Below are 17,047 nucleotides of genomic sequence, written 5' to 3'. Positions count from 1 at the left end.
GCCGCCCCGGTTACATCCCCCGCACGGCCGAGCACCACAGTCGGCCGGCCTCCGCGGGTAGGCGGAATGACCCGCTACCGGCAACGGTTACACCCTGTCCCGACGCCGACCCCCGTTGCGGGTCACCGGGCAGAACCCCCTCGAACTTCCCCCCGCACGACCACAGCCCTCGAGGTTGTGTGGGCACCCCCGATGCAGAGGAGCACGCCATCATGCGTACCGATCTGATCCGTAAGACCGCCCTCACCGCCGCCGGCCTCGCCTTCACCGGAGGCGCCATCGCCGGCCCCGTCACCACCGCCTTCGCCGCACCCACCACCAGCAAGCCCACGACGCAGACCCAGTCGGATCGTAAGGGTCACGGTGAGCGGGAACTGGGTGTGCGCTACGAGGCACAGCCGAACTTCTACTACTGCGGCCCCGCCGCCACCCGCAACGCCCTGAGTGTGCAGGGCAAGAACATCAACGTTGACGACATGGCCAAGGAGATGGGCACCACCGAAGCCGGCACCAACTCCATCAACGACATCACCCCCGTGCTGAACAAGGAAACCGGCAAGACCAACGCCTACCGGTCCGTAGAGATCAGCACCCCCGACGCTGACGCCAAGCAGACCGACACCCTGCGCGCCGACATCGTCAAGACCGTCGACGACGGCCGGGCCGTGGTCGCCAACATCGCCGGCACCAGCACCGACACCGCCGGCACCAGCCACTCCTACGAGGGCGGGCACTACATCAGCGTCGTCGGCTACCGCGACAACGGCAACACCGTCACCATCGCCGACTCCGCCGACCCCAACCAAGCCGCCTACCAGATCAGCGTCGAACACCTCGCCGACTGGATCGCCACCCGCGGCTACGCCACCAGCTGACCCCTGCACACCAGCACACACCGAAGGGCCGGACCCCACCACGGGGCCCGGCCCTTCGTCGACTTTTCCACCAACTGCGGCACGTATTGACAATTGTCGACTTCGGCGTGAGGCTGGGGGGCAGTGAGAGCGCTCTCTCGCACCGGCCCAACCGGCCACCACCCAGTCTGGCCAGGCACAACTCCGATGCCTTCGGCGGCGGCGCCGGAGCTGTCCCTGACCCGTCCCCGACAGGAGTCACGATGGACAGGGCCGCACCCCTCTCCGGCATCCCCCGCCGACTGCGCCTCGCCACGGCGATCGGCGCCCTGCTGGTGCTACTCGGCACGTACCTGGTGTCCACCACCAACCGGGCCGACGCCGCCCCCGGCAAAGCCGGCGCTGACTTCGGCGCCAACGCCATCCGGGTCGCCGAGTTCCCCGCCGACTGCACCTACAGCCACCGGCTGCCGGACGACCCGATCGTCTTCCCCGGGCTGCCCGGGGCGTCGCACATGCACAGCTTCTTCGGCAGCACTGTGACGAACGCCAGGACCACCCTCCCGGACCTGGTCAACTCGCCCACCACCTGCAACCCGCGGGTGGACGTCTCGTCGTACTGGGTGCCGACCCTCTATCGGGACAACGTCGCGGTGGAGCCGGCGATCGCCACGTTCTACTACCTGGGCGAGGGCGTACGCGCCGACGTCGTCGCGAACACCCAGCCGTTCCCGCTGGGGCTGCGGCTCGTCGCCGGCAACGCGAAGGCCACCGGGCCGAACGACAGCATCGCCCGCTGGTCCTGCCTGCACGCCGGGCACGTGCCGCCGTCGAAGGACTTCGTCAACTGTCCGTCGGGCACGATGCTGGAGTCGTACCTGGACTTCCCGCAGTGCTGGAACGGCCGTGACCTCGACTCGCCGGACCACAAGAGCCACCTGGCGTACCCGGTGAACCAGGCCTGCCCGAGCACCCACCCGGTGCACGTGCCGAAGTTGCGCCAGGTGCTCCGGTACCCGGTGACCGGCGACCCGTCGCGGTTCCGGCTGGCCTCCGGGCCGGGCTACACGATGCACGGCGACTTCTTCAACGCCTGGCCGGTGGCGGAGTTGGCCCGCCGGGTCCAGGACTGCATCCGTCCCGTCATCAAGTGCGGTCACGACGGCCGACCGATCTGAGCGACAGCTCCACACCACGGCGGCGGGTCCGGTCACCCGGGCCCGCCGCCCTGGTTGGGAAGGGAGATCGGATGCACCAGCCCACGGCGTTCACAGTGCTCATCGCCGTGCTGCTCGTCGCCGGCTGCGGCGCCGGGCCACGGGACGCGGCCAGCACCACCACACCATCCGTGACCGCGCCTCCGGCGACGACAGCGCCGACACCCACGGGTACGGCGTTCAACCCCACCGACATCGCCTGGCTGCAACTGACGGTGGCGATGACCGAACGCCTGCTGCCCGCGCTCGATCTGGTGCCGGCGCGGACCACCGACGCGGCCTGGCGGCGGACGGCCACCCAGGTGGCGACCACCCGGCGCGCCGACCTGGACCGTGCCCGCCAGTTACTGGCCGATGCCGCCGCTCCGACCACCAATCCGCACGAGGGGCACGACATGCCGGGCATGGCCACCGCGCAGGAGATGGCCGCGCTGCGGGCGGCCAGCGGGCAGTCGTTTCACCGCCTGCTCGCCGGGCACCTGCGGGCGCATCTCGCGCAGTCGGTCCGGATCGCCACCGCTGAACAGCAGAGCGGAGTCCAGCCGGCGACAGTGGCGCTGGCGGCGGCCGTGGTCCGGTCCGGCACCGCCGATCTCGCACGACTCGATCACCTCGACCCCGCGTAACGGCAGGGGTGAACGCGGTTTCAGCCGCGAGGGGTGACGATCTCGTCGAGCAGCGCGGCCAGGTCGACCGGACGGGACAGGAACGGTGAGTGGCTGGATTCGAGCCGCCGGACGCTGGTGGCCCGACCGGCCATCTTCTCCTGGAGCGGCACCGGAACGGCCTGGTCGTTGGTGCAGACGATGTAGGTCGACGGGATCGAGCGCCAGGCCGGCTCGGTCACCCGGTCGACGCATGCCCGCAGGCGCTGGTCGACCAGCTGACTGATGGCGGCCTCGGCAACGGCGTCCGCCAGGTCACCGTAGAACGCCGTCCGCGGGTCCCCGGTAATCGGGATCAACACGTCGGTCTCGACCGGGTCCGGTACGCCGTGGAAGCTGAGCATCGACTCGCCACGGTCCAGCTGGTACGCCGTCAGGTAGACGAGGTGCTCGACCTCGGACAGGCCGGTGGCGGCCTCGCTGACCGGGATGCCGCCGTACGAGTGGGCCACCACGACGACCGGCCCGCCGATCGCCGCGATCTCCTTGCGGACGGCGGCGGCGTCGTCCTGCATTCCGCCCCGGGCGTCCGGCCCCGAGGTGGGCAGGTCGACGGCCCGGCTCTGGTAGCCGAGGACGTCCAGTTCTGCCCGGAGTCGGTCCCAGACGGCCGGCTGGTGCCAGGCGCCGTGGACGAGCAACAGGGTGGGGCGGATCGAGGTCATGGCCTACGCTCTCGCTGATCGGACACTCTGCCGGACAGTGTGTCCGGCAGAGCCAACGATAGCTGGCGCCGCCCCGCCGACCACCCGAGGCGGGTGAACTCCAGGTGTCGGTGCCGTGATCTGCGCGACCACACCGACGACCTGGTGCAAGCAGCCGGCGAGGCTCAGGCGGCGTAACGGGCGGCGAGATCCACGACGCGGCGGGCGGCGGCCACCATCGCCCGGTCGGCGAACCGGCCGTCGGGCAGGACCACGGTCCCCGAATCCCGCTGGTGCGCGTCCGCGACGGCGGCAAGCAGCTCCGCGGCGCGGGCCACCTCCCGATCTGCCGGCCGGAACGCGTCGACGATCACCGGGAGCTGGCGGGGGTGGATTGCCGCGCGGCCGAGGAAGCCGAGCCGTCGACCCGCCGCGCAGGAGGCAGCCAGCCCAGTGAGGTCGACGACGTCGGCGTACACCGACATGGCCGGCGGGGCCAGACCGGCCGCGCGGGCCGCGACCACGACCCGGCCGCGCGCCCAGAGCAGCCCGTCGTCGTCGTTCACCCCCAGATCCGAGCGCAGGTCGGCCTCACCGAGCCCGATCGAGGCCACCGCCGGGTGGGCAGCGGCGATCGGGTACGCGGCCTCCAGCCCGACCGCCGACTCGATCAGCGGGTGCACTGGCACGTCGACCCGCTCGGCGAGGGCTGCCAGCGTCGCGGCCGACTCGACCTTCGGCAGCCGCAGCCCGGTCAACCCGGGCCGGCCGGCCACCGCCGCCAGGTCGGCATCGAGGTCCGGACCGGTCAGCTCGTTGACCCGGACCTGCACGGGCACCTGGTGCGCCTCGGCGAGGAACTCGGCGACCGCGTCCCGGGCGTACGCCTTGCGCCCGGCGACCACGGCGTCCTCCAGGTCGAGGATGACAGCGTCGGCGCCCGAGGCGACCGCCTTGGCGAACCGGTCCGGGCGGTCGCCGGGCACGTAGAGCCAGCTCAACAGCATCAAAGCACCCCCCGCTCGCGCAGCGCGGCCAACTCCTCGGCGCTCAGGCCCAGCGCGCCGAGGACCGCGTCGGTGTCCTGGCCGTGCCGTCGGCCGGCGTGCCGGATCTCGCCGGGCGTCTCGCCGAGGCGGAACGGCACGTTCTGCATCCGTACCTCGCCCAGCTCCTCGTCCGGCACCGTGCGCACGGTGCCCAGCGCCGCGTACTGCGGGTCGGCAAGGATGTCGCGCACGTCGTAGACGGGCGCGACAGCCGCCTGCGCCTCATCGAACGCGGCCACCACCTCGTCGCGGTCCCGTTGCGCCACCCAGGCGCTCACCGCCGCGTCAAGCTCGTCGGCGTGGGCGGCCCGCCCGCTGCCGGTGGCGAACCACGGCTCGTCGATCAGCTCGGCGCGGCCGACCAGCCGCAGCACCCGCTCGGCGATGCTCTGCGCGCTGGTGGAGACCGCCACCCAGCGCCCGTCGGCGCACCGGTAGGTGTTGCGCGGGGCGTTGTTGTTGGACCGGTTGCCCAGCCGGGGCTGGACGTAGCCGAGTTGGTCGTACCAGGTGATCTGCGGCCCGAGCATCGCCATGATCGGCTCGATGATGGCGAGGTCGACCACCTGCCCGGCGCCGGTGACGTCGCGGGCCCGCAGGGCGAGCATCACCGCGTACGCGGCGGCGAGCGCGCTCACCGAGTCGGCCAGCCCGAACGGGGGCAGCGTGGGCGGCCCGTCCGGTTCCCCGGTGGCCGCCGCGAAACCGCTCATCGCCTCGGCGAGGGTGCCGAAGCCGGGCCGGCGGGCGTACGGGCCGACCTGCCCGAACCCGCTGATCCGGGTGATCACCAGCCGGGGGTTGACAGCGTGCAGCTCGGCGGGGCCGAGCCCCCACCGCTCCAGGGTTCCGGGGCGGAAGTTCTCCACCAGCACGTCGGCGTCGGCGAGCAGCCGGCGCAGCAACGCCGCGCCGTCCGGGTCGGAGAGGTTGAGGGTGACAGTACGCTTGTTGCGGCCGAGCACCTTCCACCAGAGCCCGACACCGTCGCGCGCCGGGCCGTGGCCCCGCGACGGGTCCGGCTTGGCCGGATGCTCCACCTTGATCACGTCGGCGCCGAAGTCACCGAGGAACGCCGCCGCGAGCGGTCCGGCGAAGAGGGTGGCCAGATCGACGACAGTGACGCCGTCCAGTGGCGCGGTCACCGGGTCACCTCCGGCAGGTCGGCCGCGCAGCGGAAACCGACCTGCTCGGAGCGGGCGAGACCGGCGCCGGTGAGCAGCAGCTTCACCGAGACGTCCGCCGGTTGCGGGCCACCGTCGAGGTACCAGTCGGAGCCTTCCGCCCGGTACTGGGCGCCACCCTTGAGGATGACGAAGCGGGTACGACCGTCGGAGTGCTCGCTCTCGGTGAGGTTCCACACCAGCGGTTCCCGCCGCACGAGCAGCCCCGCCTCGGCGGCGACCTGCCACTCGTCCTCAGTGGGCAGACGCAGCCCGGCCCACGCCGCGTACGCCCGCGCGTCGGCCAGCTCGACCCCGGTCACCGGGGCGTCGGCCGGGCCGGAGCCGGCGGTGAACCGCTCCGGGCGCACCGGAACGTAGTCGGTGGCGCGCAGGAAGTCGGCGTACTCGCCGTGGGTGACCTCGTGCACGGCGATGGCGAACCGGCCGAGCCGCACACTGCGCCGCAGCGCGCCGGGGTGGTGCAGCCGGGGCGGCAGGGGCTTCCACTCGTCGACGTAGGGCGCCTCGCCGTACAGCCCGGTCTCCCGTACCCGGTGCCGGACGACCAGGTCGCGCCGGCCGCCCTCGACGGCGACCAGGCCCGGCGGCACCTGCGGCCGGGGCGCCCACGGCGTGCGGACGCGCACCGCGGCGCGGGCCGGGAAGGACGGGTCGCCGGTCGGCGACTCGTGCCGGTGCGCGGCGGCGACTCCGCGCGTCACGGCCGCGATCGCGCCGGCCGGGAGCGGGCCGCCCACGGCCAGTCGACCGTCGGCGGTCTCGGTGACGGTCAGCTCGGTACCGGTGACCAGGTCGACGAAATGTCGGCCGGCGATCTGGTCGGTGACCAGCCACGGGCCGTCGTGGTCCGCACCCCGGTTCACCACCGTCCACAGCGGCTCTTCGTCGTGCGTCCAGCGGGACGCGTACACCTGGCCGTCGCCGGGATGGTCGGCGAGCGGCACCCAGTCCTCGGCGCGCAACCACGCCGCGTGGCTGGCCTGCACCCGGCGCATCGCCCGCAGCACCGCGCGGTCCCGCTCGTTCCAGCCGACCCAGACGCCGAAGACGCTCTCCCAGACCAGCACGCCGACGCCGTTGAGCCAGGCGGAATGCAGCTCGTCGAGGTGGTCGCGGTGCCAGCGCCGGGTGTGGTGCAGCACGTGCCGTCGCTCGAACCACTTCGCCCGCAGCACTCCGGGCACCTCGGAGTCGGCGAACCACTGCGCCCAGGACATCGCGTGGTCCGCGATGCGGGCCAGCGGCACCCGGCTCTCGCCCTCCAGGACCATGCCGGGGCGCACCGCGTCCAGCGCGGCGCGCAGCTCCCCGGCGCCCTCCTTGAGGGTGTCCAGGAAGACCCCGTCGACGCCGAGCTTGCCGGCCAGCGTGGCGACCTCCTCGGCGTCGCTGCCCGGCTCACGCCGGGTGCCGGTGTCCCACGGGTTGTAGTCGACGAAGACCCGAACCCCACGCTGCTGGAACGCGCGCACCACCTCGGGCAGCTCCGGCACGTCCCGGTACCAGTCGAACTGGTTACGGTCGTCGAGGCCGATCACCGGGTACGCGTGCCAGAGCACCACCCCGTCGAAGCCGCCGAAGTCCCGCCCGGCAGCGTCGAGGAACTCGTCGACTGTGAAGACGCCGCGCTCGTGGTCGTAGAGCGTCTCGTCCCAGAGCCAGGCCAGGCAGACGCTGAAGCAGTCTCCGGCGATCTCGTCGTAGTGCTCGCCGACGTAGCCGATCCGGTCGTGGGCGTCGACGCGCCACCGGGCGATCTGTTCGCGCCAGGCGGGCCAGTCGGCCGGGGCGGCCGGGGCGGCGAAGATCTTCGCCTCGTCCAGGGTGCTCAGGTCGGCGTGCCCGCCCAGCGGCACCTCGGTCGGCCGGTCGATCGGGCGTGGGACGTACGGGTTGAAGCTCACTGTGCACCTCGGTAGGTCGCGTCGTAGAGGGCGTCGATGGCCGGCCGGTCGGGCAGGGCTGTCGACGCTCCGGGCCGCTGGGCGCAGGCCGCGCCGGCGGCGCAGGCCCAGCGCAGGCTGGCGGTGACGGTGTCCTCGCTGCTGGCGCCGCGTTCGGCCCATCCCACGGCGAGCGCGCCGGTGAACGCGTCACCGGCGGCGGTGGTGTCCACGGCGTCGATCTGCGGCGCCGGGACCGCGAGACGCAGGCCGTGTCGATCGGCGTACGCGGCCCCGCGCGCGCCGAGGGTGAGCACCACCCGGGGCACCAGCTTCAGCAGGGCGTCGAGCAGGACCGGTGGGTCGTCGGAGGCGACCTCGGCGACGACAGCCGCCTCGTGCTCGTTGACCACCAGCACGTCGACCAAGTCGAGCAGGGCGGCGGGCAGCGCGGCGGCGGGCGCGGCGTTCAGCACCACAGTGGTGCCGTCGGCCCGGGCCCAGTGCGCCGCCTGGAGCACGGCGGTCAGCGGCACCTCGAGTTGCAGCAGCAGCACGTCGGCCGCCGCGATCGTCGCCCGGTCGTCCGCGTCCAGCTCGGTCAGCGTGCCGTTGGCGCCGGGCGCGACCAGTATGAAGTTCTCCGCGTCCCGGTCGACGGCGATCAACGCGACACCCGAGGGGCCGGCGGCGGTCCGCAGACCACGAACGTCCACGCCGGCGTCGACGAGACTCGCCCGCATCCGGGTACCGAACTCGTCGTCGCCGACCGCGCCCACGAAGTCGCAGGCCGCTCCGGCCCGGGCGGCGGCGACGGCCTGGTTGGCGCCCTTGCCGCCGGGTACGGTCCGGAAGTTCTCACCGAGCACCGTCTCGCCGGGGCGGGGCAACCGCGACGCCGTGACCACCAGGTCCAGGTTGCTGCTGCCCACCACCGCCACCCGCGCGCTCATGCCGCGCTCCCTTCCGTGCTGCTCCCCGGCCGCGCCAGGGCGAGGGTCCGCTCGGCCAGCTCGTCGAAGCCGATCCCGTCGAAGCCGGCGATGCTGCTGGCCAGCCGGTTGCCAAGCGGGGCCACCCAACGCTGCGACAGCCCGGACGCGCCGGTGAGTGCACCTGTCACCGCGCCGACCGTCGCGCCGGTCGAGTCGGTGTCCCAGCCGCCGCTGACCACCGCGGTGATCGACCGTTCCAGGTCCCCCCGCCCGTACGCCAGGGCCGCGGCCACCAGTGCCGCGTTGTTGCGGACGTGCACCCAGTGCAGGTGGCCGTGTCGGGCGTACAGCTCGTCGACCACGCGCTCCCAGTCGTCGGTCCCCGCGCCGAGGGCGCGCGCCTCCCGGACGGTGGCGGCGAACCGGCTCCTCTGCGGCAGCACCGCCTCGGCGGCGTCCAGCACCTCGTCCACGGTGTCGGCCACCGGCGCGGCGGCGGCCAGGGCCGCCGCCCAGAGCGCGCCGTGTACCCCACCCCGGACGTGGCTGACCGTCGCGTCCCGCACCGCCAGCTCGGCGGCGCGGTCCGGGCGGCCAGGGTTGACCCAGCCGTACACGTCGGTGCGGATCTGCGCGCCGATCCACTCCCGGAACGGGTTGTGCCGGCGGGCGCTCTGCGGTGGCGGGTACCCGAGCAGCAGGTTGCGGTAGGCCACCCGCTCGGCGGTGAAGACCCGCCCACCGGGCAGCCAGTCCAGCCACGCCTGCGCCACGTCGGCGCTGGTGAAGCCCCGACCGTGCGTCTCCAGCACGCGCAGGGCCAGCAACGCGTAGTTCAGGTCGTCGTCCTCGGGCATCCCGTCGATGTTCTCGGCGAGGCTGGTCGGCGCGCTGCGCCGGTTCCACGGCCAGCGGGCGGCAACGTCGGCCGGGAGTCCCTTTGCTGTGAACCAGTCGCGCAGTGGCCACCTGTCGGTCGCGGTGAGGATCTCCCGGATGCCCTCGCGGGGAATCTTCTCCACCGGCTTGCCGAGCAGGCACCCGACCGCCCGGCCGAGCCACCCGCCGTGCAGCCGGTCGTACGCCGCCTCGGTCGGCAGCGACCAGTTGGCCGGCCAGCCGGCGCGCAGCGAGGCCAGGTCGTCGGCCTCGTCGGCGGTGTCGGCGGCGGGCAGCGCGTCGGCGGCGTCCAGCAGCTCCGTCGCGAGGGCCCGCAGCTCCGGCGACGCCGGGGTCACCGACGCCCCGCTGACCGGTGGGGTCAGGTCCCCGCCGGCCGCCGTCCACCGGTCGGCGATCGCGGCGACGTCGCGCCCCTCGTCCCGGCTGGCCGCCAGCTCGTGCGGCAGCAGGTCCTCCGGCTGAACCCAGGTGATCCTCACCGGGCCTCGCCCCCAGCCCCCCGGGTGGCACCGGCGGCCAGCCCGGCGAACCGCTCCGCCCGGCGGGCGAAACGGGCCTGGTCGCGCTCGAAGACCTCGGCGGCCACCGTCGCGAGGGCCCGGGCCGGCGCCACCAGGTCGGTCTTGGAGGCGGTGGCGACGACGTCGGACCACTCCGACGGCACCGCGTCGGCGCCACCGAGCGCCCCGGCGATGGCGGCGGCCATGGTGGCTGTGGAGTCGGCGTCCCGGCCGTAGTTGACCGAGCCGAGCACCGCGGCCCGGAAGTCGCCGCCGGCCACCACGAGCATGCCGAGAGCCACCGGCAGTTCCTCGATGGCGTGCAGCCGACTGGGCCGCCGCGCGCCGAGGCCGGGGCTGCGGTACTCCTCCCCCACCGTGTCGTAGGGGGCGACAGCGGCCCGCAGCGCCGGGATGGCCTGCTTCCAGTCGTGGTGGCCGCGGGCCTCCTTGACCACCGCGTCGATGGCCGCGTGGGTGCCGTCGCGGGCCAGGTCCAGCGCCGCCGCGACGACGTCCTCGACGCCCGCGCCGGGGGTGGCGGCCGCCGCTACCGAGGCCGCGAACACGGCGGCGGCCTCCCGCCCGTAGCTGTGCTGGTGCGCGCCGGCGATCTCCACCGCCTCGGCGTACGCCCCGGCCGGGTCGCCCGCGTTGACGATGCCGACCGGGGCCATGTACATGGCCGCGCCACAGTTGACGATGTTGCCGACCCCGGCCTCGCGCGGGTCCGCGTGGGCGTGGTGCAGTCGGGTGACCAGCCACCGTTCGGCGGCCGCGAGCCGGTGGAACGTCACCCCGTCGCGCTCCAGGTCGGGGATGTACACCACCCGCTCGATCAGGTCGGGAACCAGCAGCTCCACCACGTCGTACGCGTCGAGGTGGTCGCGTTTGGCCGCGTACGCGCGGACCAGGGCGTGGGTCATCAACGTGTCGTCGGTGATGTGCCCGTCGCCCTTGTGGTACGGCGCGAGAGGTCGCGCTGTGGCCCAGTCGGCGTGGTACGGGGGCACGATGCCCTCGACCCAGCCGCCGAAGCGGGTGCGAATCTGCTCGGGCAGCGCCGTCTCGGTGGCGCCACCCAGGGCGTCTCCGACCGCGGCGCCGACCAGGCAACCGACCGATGTGTCGAGCAAGAGTGACATCTCGTTACCTCAGAACCTGCTTGCCACCGTCGACCAGCTGCGTGCCGAGCTGATCGAGGGTGATCTTGTTGGCGAAGTACTGCTGAAGGGCCGGCGTGGCGTACTTGGTCTTCCACTCCGGGTAGCCGTCGGCCTGCTGGAACGGGGCGACGGTCAGGTCCGTGGCGCTGTCCGCGGCGACGTCCCAGCCCTGCTTGCCGGCGGTGAGCTTCACCAGTTCCTCGTTGGCCTGCTTGCCGGTCGGCACCAACCAGTCGCCCTTGGCCAGGGCGGCCATGTTGGTCGGGTTCAGGAAGTACTCCAGGAACTGTGCGGCCTGCTTCTTGTGCTTGCTGTCCTCGGAGATCGACAGCGTCTGCGGGTTGGCAGCCTGCTTGGTGGAGAGCCCTTTGATCGGGGGCAGGGTGACCCACTCGAAACCGGCCGGCGCCTGCTCGACCATCTGCTGGCGCAACGACACCGAGCCGGGCAGCATCGCGTACTTGCCGCCGAAGAAGCCGGGCAGGGTGTCCGCGCCGCTCATGCCGAGCGCCTCCGGGGAGGCCGACTTGGCGGTGTAGAGCATGTCGTGGATCCGCTTCGGGACCTCCTTCTCCGCGTCGCCGACCTTGACCTCGGTCCGCCCGCCGTCGCCGTAGAAGAACTTGCCGTCGTAGTTGAGCGCCAGGTTCAGCACCCTGTTGGTCGGCGACTTCAGCGCCCAGGCCGCGCCGTACTGGCCGGGCTTGGTGAGCTTCTGCGCGTTGGCCTGGAACTCGTCCCAGGTCCAGCCGCCGTCGGCCGGCGGCACCGCGACACCGGCGGCGTCGAGCAGCTTCTTGTTGGCGATGACGACCTGCGACTCCAGCAGGAACGGCACACCGGTGACCTTGCCGTCGACGGTGGCGGTGTCCCAGATGCCCTTGTCGATCTGGCCCTTCAGATCGTCGGAGACCAGGTCGGAGAGGTCGGCCAGGTAGCCCTGCTTGCTGAACTCGCCAATGGAGGACGCCTCGTAGTGCACGATGTCCGGCGCGTCGCCGCCTTCGAACGAGGTGAGCAGCTGGTCGTGCACCGAGTTCCAGTCACCCTGGACGTACTCGACCTGGATGTCCGGGTGCTCGGCGTTCCACTTGGCGACCAGATCCTTGTTGACCTGCAACGACTCCTTCTGCCAGGCGAGGCCGAGGAAGCGCAGCTTGGCCGGGCCGGAGGTGGCCTCGTCGTCGCCGCCGGCACCGCACGCGGTGAGCGCGCCGAGGCCGACAACCGTGACCGCGGCGGCCGCCGCGAGTCGGCGGAATCGGGTACGGAGCATGGGGGGTTACCTCCTTGGTGGTGGTGGTTGGGGGACGGATCAGCCCTTGACCGCGCCCGCGAGCGACCCGGACGAGAGCCGGCGCTGCATGAACGCGAAGAAGATCAGGCTGGGCAGGGTGGCCAGCAGTGAGCCGGCGGCCAGGGGTCCCAGCCGGGCGGTGCCCTCGATGCCGACGAACCGGGCCAACGCCACCGGCAGGGTGGCCAGCTCCGGTGTCTTGATCAGCACCAGTGCGAAGAAGAACTCGTTCCAGGCCGAGATGAAGGAGAACAGCGCGGTCGCTACCAGGCCCGGGGCGAGCAGCGGAAAGACCACCCGCCGCAGGACCTGCACCCGGGTCGCGCCGTCGACCGAGGCGGCCTCCTCCAGCTCCCTCGGGATGTTGCGGACGAAGCCCTGCAACATCCACAGCGCGAACGGCAGCGCCCAGACCACGTAGATCAGCACCAGCCCGGCGTGCGTGTTGGCCAGGCCGACCTGCCGCAGCACCAGGAAGATCGGGATGATCAGCAGCACGAACGGGAAGAGCTGGGACAGCAGCACCCAGCCCAGCGCGGCGGTGCCGAGCTTGGAGCGGAACCGGGCGAGGGCGTACGACGCCGGCATGGCGATCAGCACGGTCAGCACCGCCGAGGCGAGGGAGACCTGGAGGCTGTTGAGCGCCGCCCGGCCCAGCTCCTGCTCGGTGAAGGCCTGAACGAAGTTCTGCACTGTCGGGTTGTCCGGGATCAACGTCGGGTGCAGGCGTACCAGCTCGCGCGGCGGTTTGAACGCCGTGGAGAGCAGCCAGACCAGCGGGAACCCGAGGAAGATCAGGTAACCGGCGAGCGCCAGGTACTGAAGCGTCCGGCTCGTGCGGCTCGGTTTTCCGAACATGTCAGTTCGCCTCCCTGAGCCGGCGACGGAGATAGACAGCGAGCAGCGCGATGATGATCACGACCATGACGTTGCCGAGCGCCGCCGCGTAGCCGTAGTTGCCGTAGCGGAACGCCTCCTCGTACGCGAAGAGCATCGGCAGCATCGTCTTGCCGCCTGGTCCACCGGCGGTGAGCACGTAGACCAGGCCGAACGAGTTGAAGTTCCAGATGAAGTCCAGCGAGGTGATCGCCACGATCACCGGCGCCAGCGCGGGCAGCGTGACGTGCCGGAACCGGTGCCAGGTGCTGGCCCCGTCCACCGCCGCCGCCTCGTGCAGCTCGCGACCCACGCCCTGCAGACCGGCGAGCAGGACGACTGTGGTCTGCGGCATGCCCGCCCAGACCCCCACGATGATCACCGCGGGCAGGGCGGTACTGAAGTCGCCCAGCCAGTTCGTCCGCAGCCCGTCGGCGCCGATGCGGTGGAAGAACTCGTTGATCAGGCCGGCGTCGGGGTGGTAGACGAGCTTCCACAGGATGCCGACCACTACCGGCGGCATCGCCCACGGCACGACGGCCAGCACCCGCGCCACACCTCGGAACCGCAGTTGCTGGTTGAGCAGCAGCGCCAGCCCGAGGGCGAGCAGGAACTGCAACACCGTCACCCCGACCGCCCAGAGCAGGCCGATCTTGAACGAGTTCCAGAACAGCTCGTCACCGAGGAGTTCGCGGTAGTTGGCAAGGCCGGTGAAACTGACCTCGACGTTGCGACCGGCGCGAGCGTCGGTGAAGCCGAGGTAGATGCCTCGCAGCAGCGGGAACACCGACAGCACCAGGATCGGCAGCAGCGACGGCAGCAACAGAAGGTAGATGGTGGTGCGGTCGGAGCGGAACCGGTTCGGCCGGCGGGCCGACTCGGCCCGCTCGACGTCCGGCCGCTCGGCCAGGGTGGTCATGCGGTCACCCCTTCGCTGGACGGGTGGGTGGTCGGTGGGCCGGCCGGCCCGGTGGCGGGTCGTGGGACCGACAGCGTCGCGGCGCTGGACGCGCGGACGACGAGACCTGGCGGCACCTGCTCGCGCCGCGGCGGCAGTGTGGCGTCGGCAATGCGTTGCAGGAGCAGTTCGGCGGCTCGTCGACCACGCTCGGCCGAGCCGAGCGAGACGCTGGAGAGCTGGGGGAACATCATCCGGGCCAGTTCGGTGTCGTCCATCCCGACCAGCGCGACGTCCTGCGGCACCCGCCGACCGGCGACCAGCAGGGCGTGCAGCGCGCCGACAGCAATGAGGTCGTTGGCGCAGACCAGGGCATCCGGGTCGGCGCGGGCGAGCAGTCGCTCGGTGGCGGCGCGGCCGGCCGCGTACTGGAAGTCGCCGACCTCGATCAGGTCGGCGTCGAGCCGGATGCCGTGTCGGGCCAGGGCGGCCCGGAATCCGGCGTCGCGGGCGGCGCCCGGAACGGTGTCGAGCGGGCCGTTGACGAAGCCGATCCGCCGTCGGCCGGTGGCGACGAGATGGTCCACGGCCAGCGCCACACCGTGCCGTGAGTCGGTACGCACGTTGTCGATCGGGGCGTCCGCGCCGAGCTGGCCGACGACGACCACCGGCACCGGACTGTCCACCAGCGCGGTGAGGTGGTCGTCGGTGACCCGGATCGGCGAGACGATCATGCCGTCCACATAGCGGTTGGCCAGCCGTCGCAGCAGGGCGGTCTCGTTGTCGATCCGCCCGCCGGTGGCGTGCACCAGCAGTTGCCGCCCGGAGGACGCGACAACGGCCTCGATGGCCCGCATCATCTCTACGTAGACCGGGTTGCCGATGTCCTCAACCGCGAGCGCGACGAGGCCGGTGCGCTGGGACTGCAACGACCTGGCGATCGCGTTGGGCACGTAGCCCACCTCGGCCGCCGCCTCACGAACCTTGCGGATCGTCTCGGGGCTGCCGCCGACGCCGTTGAGCACCCGCGAGGCGGACGCGATGGAGACGCCGGCGCGGGCGGCGACGGTATGCACCGTGGGCCGGCCGTCCACCGATTCCTGTAAACGTTTACGACCCACGTCCGGCACCTCCACCCGATAGCTGTAAACGTTTCCGGGGAGTCTGCTCCGCAGATGCCGGAGAGGTCAAGGGCCCGTTACGAAAACGTTTCCAACTCCCGTACTCGCGGGAGGGAAAGCTCCCTGCCTGGCCAGCGGGAGCGGAGTCTGCGGTCGTGGCTGGCCACGACAATGGCACCCGGGCCGGCGCCCAGGGCGTCCTCCAACTCGTCGCAGAGCGTCGGCGAAAGGTGGTTGGTGGGCTCGTCGAGCAGCAGCAACTCCGGCGGATCGGCGACGAGCACCGCCAGGGCGAGCCGACGGCGCTGTCCCACCGACAGGTCGGCCACCGGGCGGTCGAGGTCCGCCGGGGCGAGCAGCCCGAGGGACGACAGCGGTACGACAGCGGCTCGCTCCACGCCGACGGCCGCGTCGAAAACCTGCCGGGCCGTCCGCCGCGCGTCCGTGAAGACGCTGTCCTGGGCGAGCAGACCGACCCGCAGCTCCGGTCGTCGCCAGAGCGCTCCGGCACCGGCCAGGTGACCGGCGAGCACGGCGAGCAGAGTCGACTTGCCCGCGCCGTTGGGGCCGGTCACCAACAGCCGGTCGCGGGACTTGAGTTCCAGGTGCGCCACCCGCAGACGGCCGGGAACCTCCAGCCGGTCCGCCGTGACGATGACCCCATCGCTGTCGCCGACGGCGAGCGCCGGCACGTGGAAGCGCAACGGCTCCGACGGCACCGGCACGGGGTCACGCTCGATCGTCTCCAGTCGACGGGCGGCGTCGCGGACGCGACGGGAGATCTGGTTCTGGACGCGGCCGGCGGTGTGCCCGTACCCCATCTTCTCACTGTCGCGCGGGCCCCGGCCGTGGGCGACCTGGTGCCCGGTCACGGCGGCGGCCTCGCGCAGGTCGGCGAGGAGCGCCTGCTCGTCGTCGTAGCGCCGCCGCCACCGTTGCGCCTCGGCGCGCTTCGCCGCCAGGTACGCGGTGTAGCCGCCGCCGAAGCGGACCGGCCCGTCGACCGCCGGGTCCAGGTCGATGAGATCGGTGCAGACCGCGTCCAGGAACGCGCGGTCGTGACTGGCCACCACGACCACACCCGGCATGGCACGGAGCTGGTCCTCGCAGAACGCCGCCGCCGCGTCGTCGAGGTGGTTGGTGGGCTCGTCGAGCAGCAGCGCGCCCGGCCGGCGGATCAGCATCGACGCGAGGGCGAGCCGGCCACGTTGCCCGCCGGAAAGCGCGCCCACCGTCCGGTCGTGGGTCAGACCGCCGAGACCGAGGCCGTCGAGGACCGTGCGGGCACGCCGGTCGGCGTCCCAGGCGTCGCGGTCCTGCGCCCGCTCCAGCACCTCGCCGTACGCGGCCAGCAGCCGGTCGTGCTGCTCGGTGCCCTCCAGCGAGTCGACGAGCGCGACACCGATCCGGTCCAGTTCGGCGAGGTCGGCGCGAGCCTCGCGCAGCGCGTCGTCGAGGACGGCGGCGATGGTGGTGGATGCCCGCAACGGCAGCTCCTGGTGCAGGAAGCCGACGTCCGGTGGGCGCGTGACGGCACCGGAGTCGGCTTCGTCGACGCCGGCGAGGACCCGCAGCAGGGTCGTCTTGCCGGTGCCGTTCTCGCCGATCAGGCCGATTCGGTGGCCGGGCGCGGCGGTCAGGGAGACGCCGTCGAGCACCCGGCGGTCGCCGCGGACCCGCACGAGGTCGTGGGCGATGAGAGCAGGTCGAACAGACATGGGGAACCTCGGAGAACGACGATCCGGGGGCGCACACCGGCACCCCGGCGGAAGCAGGACATGACGACGGAGGCCGCGGCGACAAAGGCGCGATCACGCGCCCGTCGGCGGCCGGTCCGGGTGCTCACCCGGAG

At 72.4% G+C, this 17,047-nt stretch carries 15 protein-coding genes; 3 read left to right on the top strand and 12 right to left on the bottom strand.

The features are described 5' to 3' along the window. The first annotated feature begins 212 nt into the window (after positions 1–212). The 3 genes from ACLJOK_RS07605 (at position 213) to ACLJOK_RS07595 (ending at position 2,697) form a co-directional block, all read left to right on the top strand. Positions 213–875: a C39 family peptidase gene (locus ACLJOK_RS07605; protein WP_410817146.1), complete on the top strand. Its 663-nt coding sequence runs from the start codon at positions 213–215 to the stop codon at positions 873–875. A 242-nt stretch (positions 876–1,117) separates the two neighbouring features. Then, a complete protein-coding gene (locus tag ACLJOK_RS07600; protein ID WP_410817145.1) occupies positions 1,118–2,032 on the top strand; it encodes a DUF1996 domain-containing protein in 915 nt (304 codons plus the stop codon). A gap of 71 nt (positions 2,033–2,103) precedes the next feature. Further along, positions 2,104–2,697 (top strand): DUF305 domain-containing protein, encoded by a 594-nt coding sequence (locus ACLJOK_RS07595; RefSeq protein WP_410817144.1) that lies wholly within the window; start codon positions 2,104–2,106, stop codon positions 2,695–2,697. Between the two features lie 20 nt (positions 2,698–2,717). On the opposite strand, the gene ACLJOK_RS07590 is transcribed toward ACLJOK_RS07595, so the two are convergent. From ACLJOK_RS07590 to ACLJOK_RS07535, 12 genes are all read right to left on the bottom strand, one after another. Further along, positions 2,718–3,401, bottom strand: a complete 684-nt coding sequence (locus ACLJOK_RS07590) for an alpha/beta fold hydrolase (protein WP_410817142.1) — start codon at positions 3,399–3,401, stop codon at positions 2,718–2,720. 164 nt (positions 3,402–3,565) lie between these two features. Continuing rightward, positions 3,566–4,387 (bottom strand): HpcH/HpaI aldolase/citrate lyase family protein, encoded by an 822-nt coding sequence (locus ACLJOK_RS07585; protein ID WP_410817140.1) that lies wholly within the window; start codon positions 4,385–4,387, stop codon positions 3,566–3,568. After that, positions 4,387–5,574, bottom strand: a complete 1,188-nt coding sequence (locus ACLJOK_RS07580) for a CaiB/BaiF CoA transferase family protein (protein ID WP_410817139.1) — start codon at positions 5,572–5,574, stop codon at positions 4,387–4,389. Before ACLJOK_RS07580 ends, ACLJOK_RS07585 begins: the two co-directional genes overlap by 1 nt. After that, positions 5,571–7,520, bottom strand: a complete 1,950-nt coding sequence (locus ACLJOK_RS07575; RefSeq protein ID WP_410817138.1) for an SUMF1/EgtB/PvdO family nonheme iron enzyme — start codon at positions 7,518–7,520, stop codon at positions 5,571–5,573. The genes ACLJOK_RS07580 and ACLJOK_RS07575 overlap by 4 nt, the downstream gene beginning before the upstream one ends. Then, positions 7,517–8,452, bottom strand: coding sequence for a ribokinase (locus ACLJOK_RS07570; protein ID WP_410817137.1), 936 nt, complete (start codon positions 8,450–8,452; stop codon positions 7,517–7,519). Before ACLJOK_RS07570 ends, ACLJOK_RS07575 begins: the two co-directional genes overlap by 4 nt. Then, entirely contained in the window at positions 8,449–9,816 is a 1,368-nt protein-coding gene (locus ACLJOK_RS07565) for an ADP-ribosylglycohydrolase family protein (RefSeq protein ID WP_410817135.1), read from the bottom strand. The genes ACLJOK_RS07570 and ACLJOK_RS07565 overlap by 4 nt, the downstream gene beginning before the upstream one ends. After that, positions 9,813–10,982: an ADP-ribosylglycohydrolase family protein gene (locus ACLJOK_RS07560; RefSeq protein WP_410817134.1), complete on the bottom strand. Its 1,170-nt coding sequence runs from the start codon at positions 10,980–10,982 to the stop codon at positions 9,813–9,815. Before ACLJOK_RS07560 ends, ACLJOK_RS07565 begins: the two co-directional genes overlap by 4 nt. A gap of 4 nt (positions 10,983–10,986) precedes the next feature. Next, positions 10,987–12,279 carry an ABC transporter substrate-binding protein gene (locus ACLJOK_RS07555; protein ID WP_410817133.1) on the bottom strand — a complete coding sequence of 431 codons (1,293 nt, stop codon included), beginning with the start codon at positions 12,277–12,279 and terminating at the stop codon, positions 10,987–10,989. Between the two features lie 39 nt (positions 12,280–12,318). After that, positions 12,319–13,158, bottom strand: coding sequence for a carbohydrate ABC transporter permease (locus ACLJOK_RS07550; protein ID WP_112678219.1), 840 nt, complete (start codon positions 13,156–13,158; stop codon positions 12,319–12,321). A gap of 1 nt (position 13,159) precedes the next feature. Then, on the bottom strand, positions 13,160–14,095 hold the full coding sequence (locus ACLJOK_RS07545) for a carbohydrate ABC transporter permease (protein WP_410817132.1): 936 nt from the start codon (positions 14,093–14,095) through the stop codon (positions 13,160–13,162). Continuing rightward, positions 14,092–15,195 carry a LacI family DNA-binding transcriptional regulator gene (locus ACLJOK_RS07540; RefSeq protein WP_410817130.1) on the bottom strand — a complete coding sequence of 368 codons (1,104 nt, stop codon included), beginning with the start codon at positions 15,193–15,195 and terminating at the stop codon, positions 14,092–14,094. The genes ACLJOK_RS07545 and ACLJOK_RS07540 overlap by 4 nt, the downstream gene beginning before the upstream one ends. 77 nt (positions 15,196–15,272) lie before the next feature. Further along, positions 15,273–16,913: an ABC-F family ATP-binding cassette domain-containing protein gene (locus tag ACLJOK_RS07535; protein WP_410817128.1), complete on the bottom strand. Its 1,641-nt coding sequence runs from the start codon at positions 16,911–16,913 to the stop codon at positions 15,273–15,275. Positions 16,914–17,047 lie beyond the last annotated feature (134 nt).

Origin of the sequence: Micromonospora sp. 050-3 (assembly GCF_046549335.1) — a bacterium.
GTDB lineage: Bacteria > Actinomycetota > Actinomycetes > Mycobacteriales > Micromonosporaceae > Micromonospora > Micromonospora trifolii.
The sequence above is the reverse complement of the archived record's forward strand: the minus strand, read 5'-3'. Positions and strand labels throughout refer to the sequence as shown.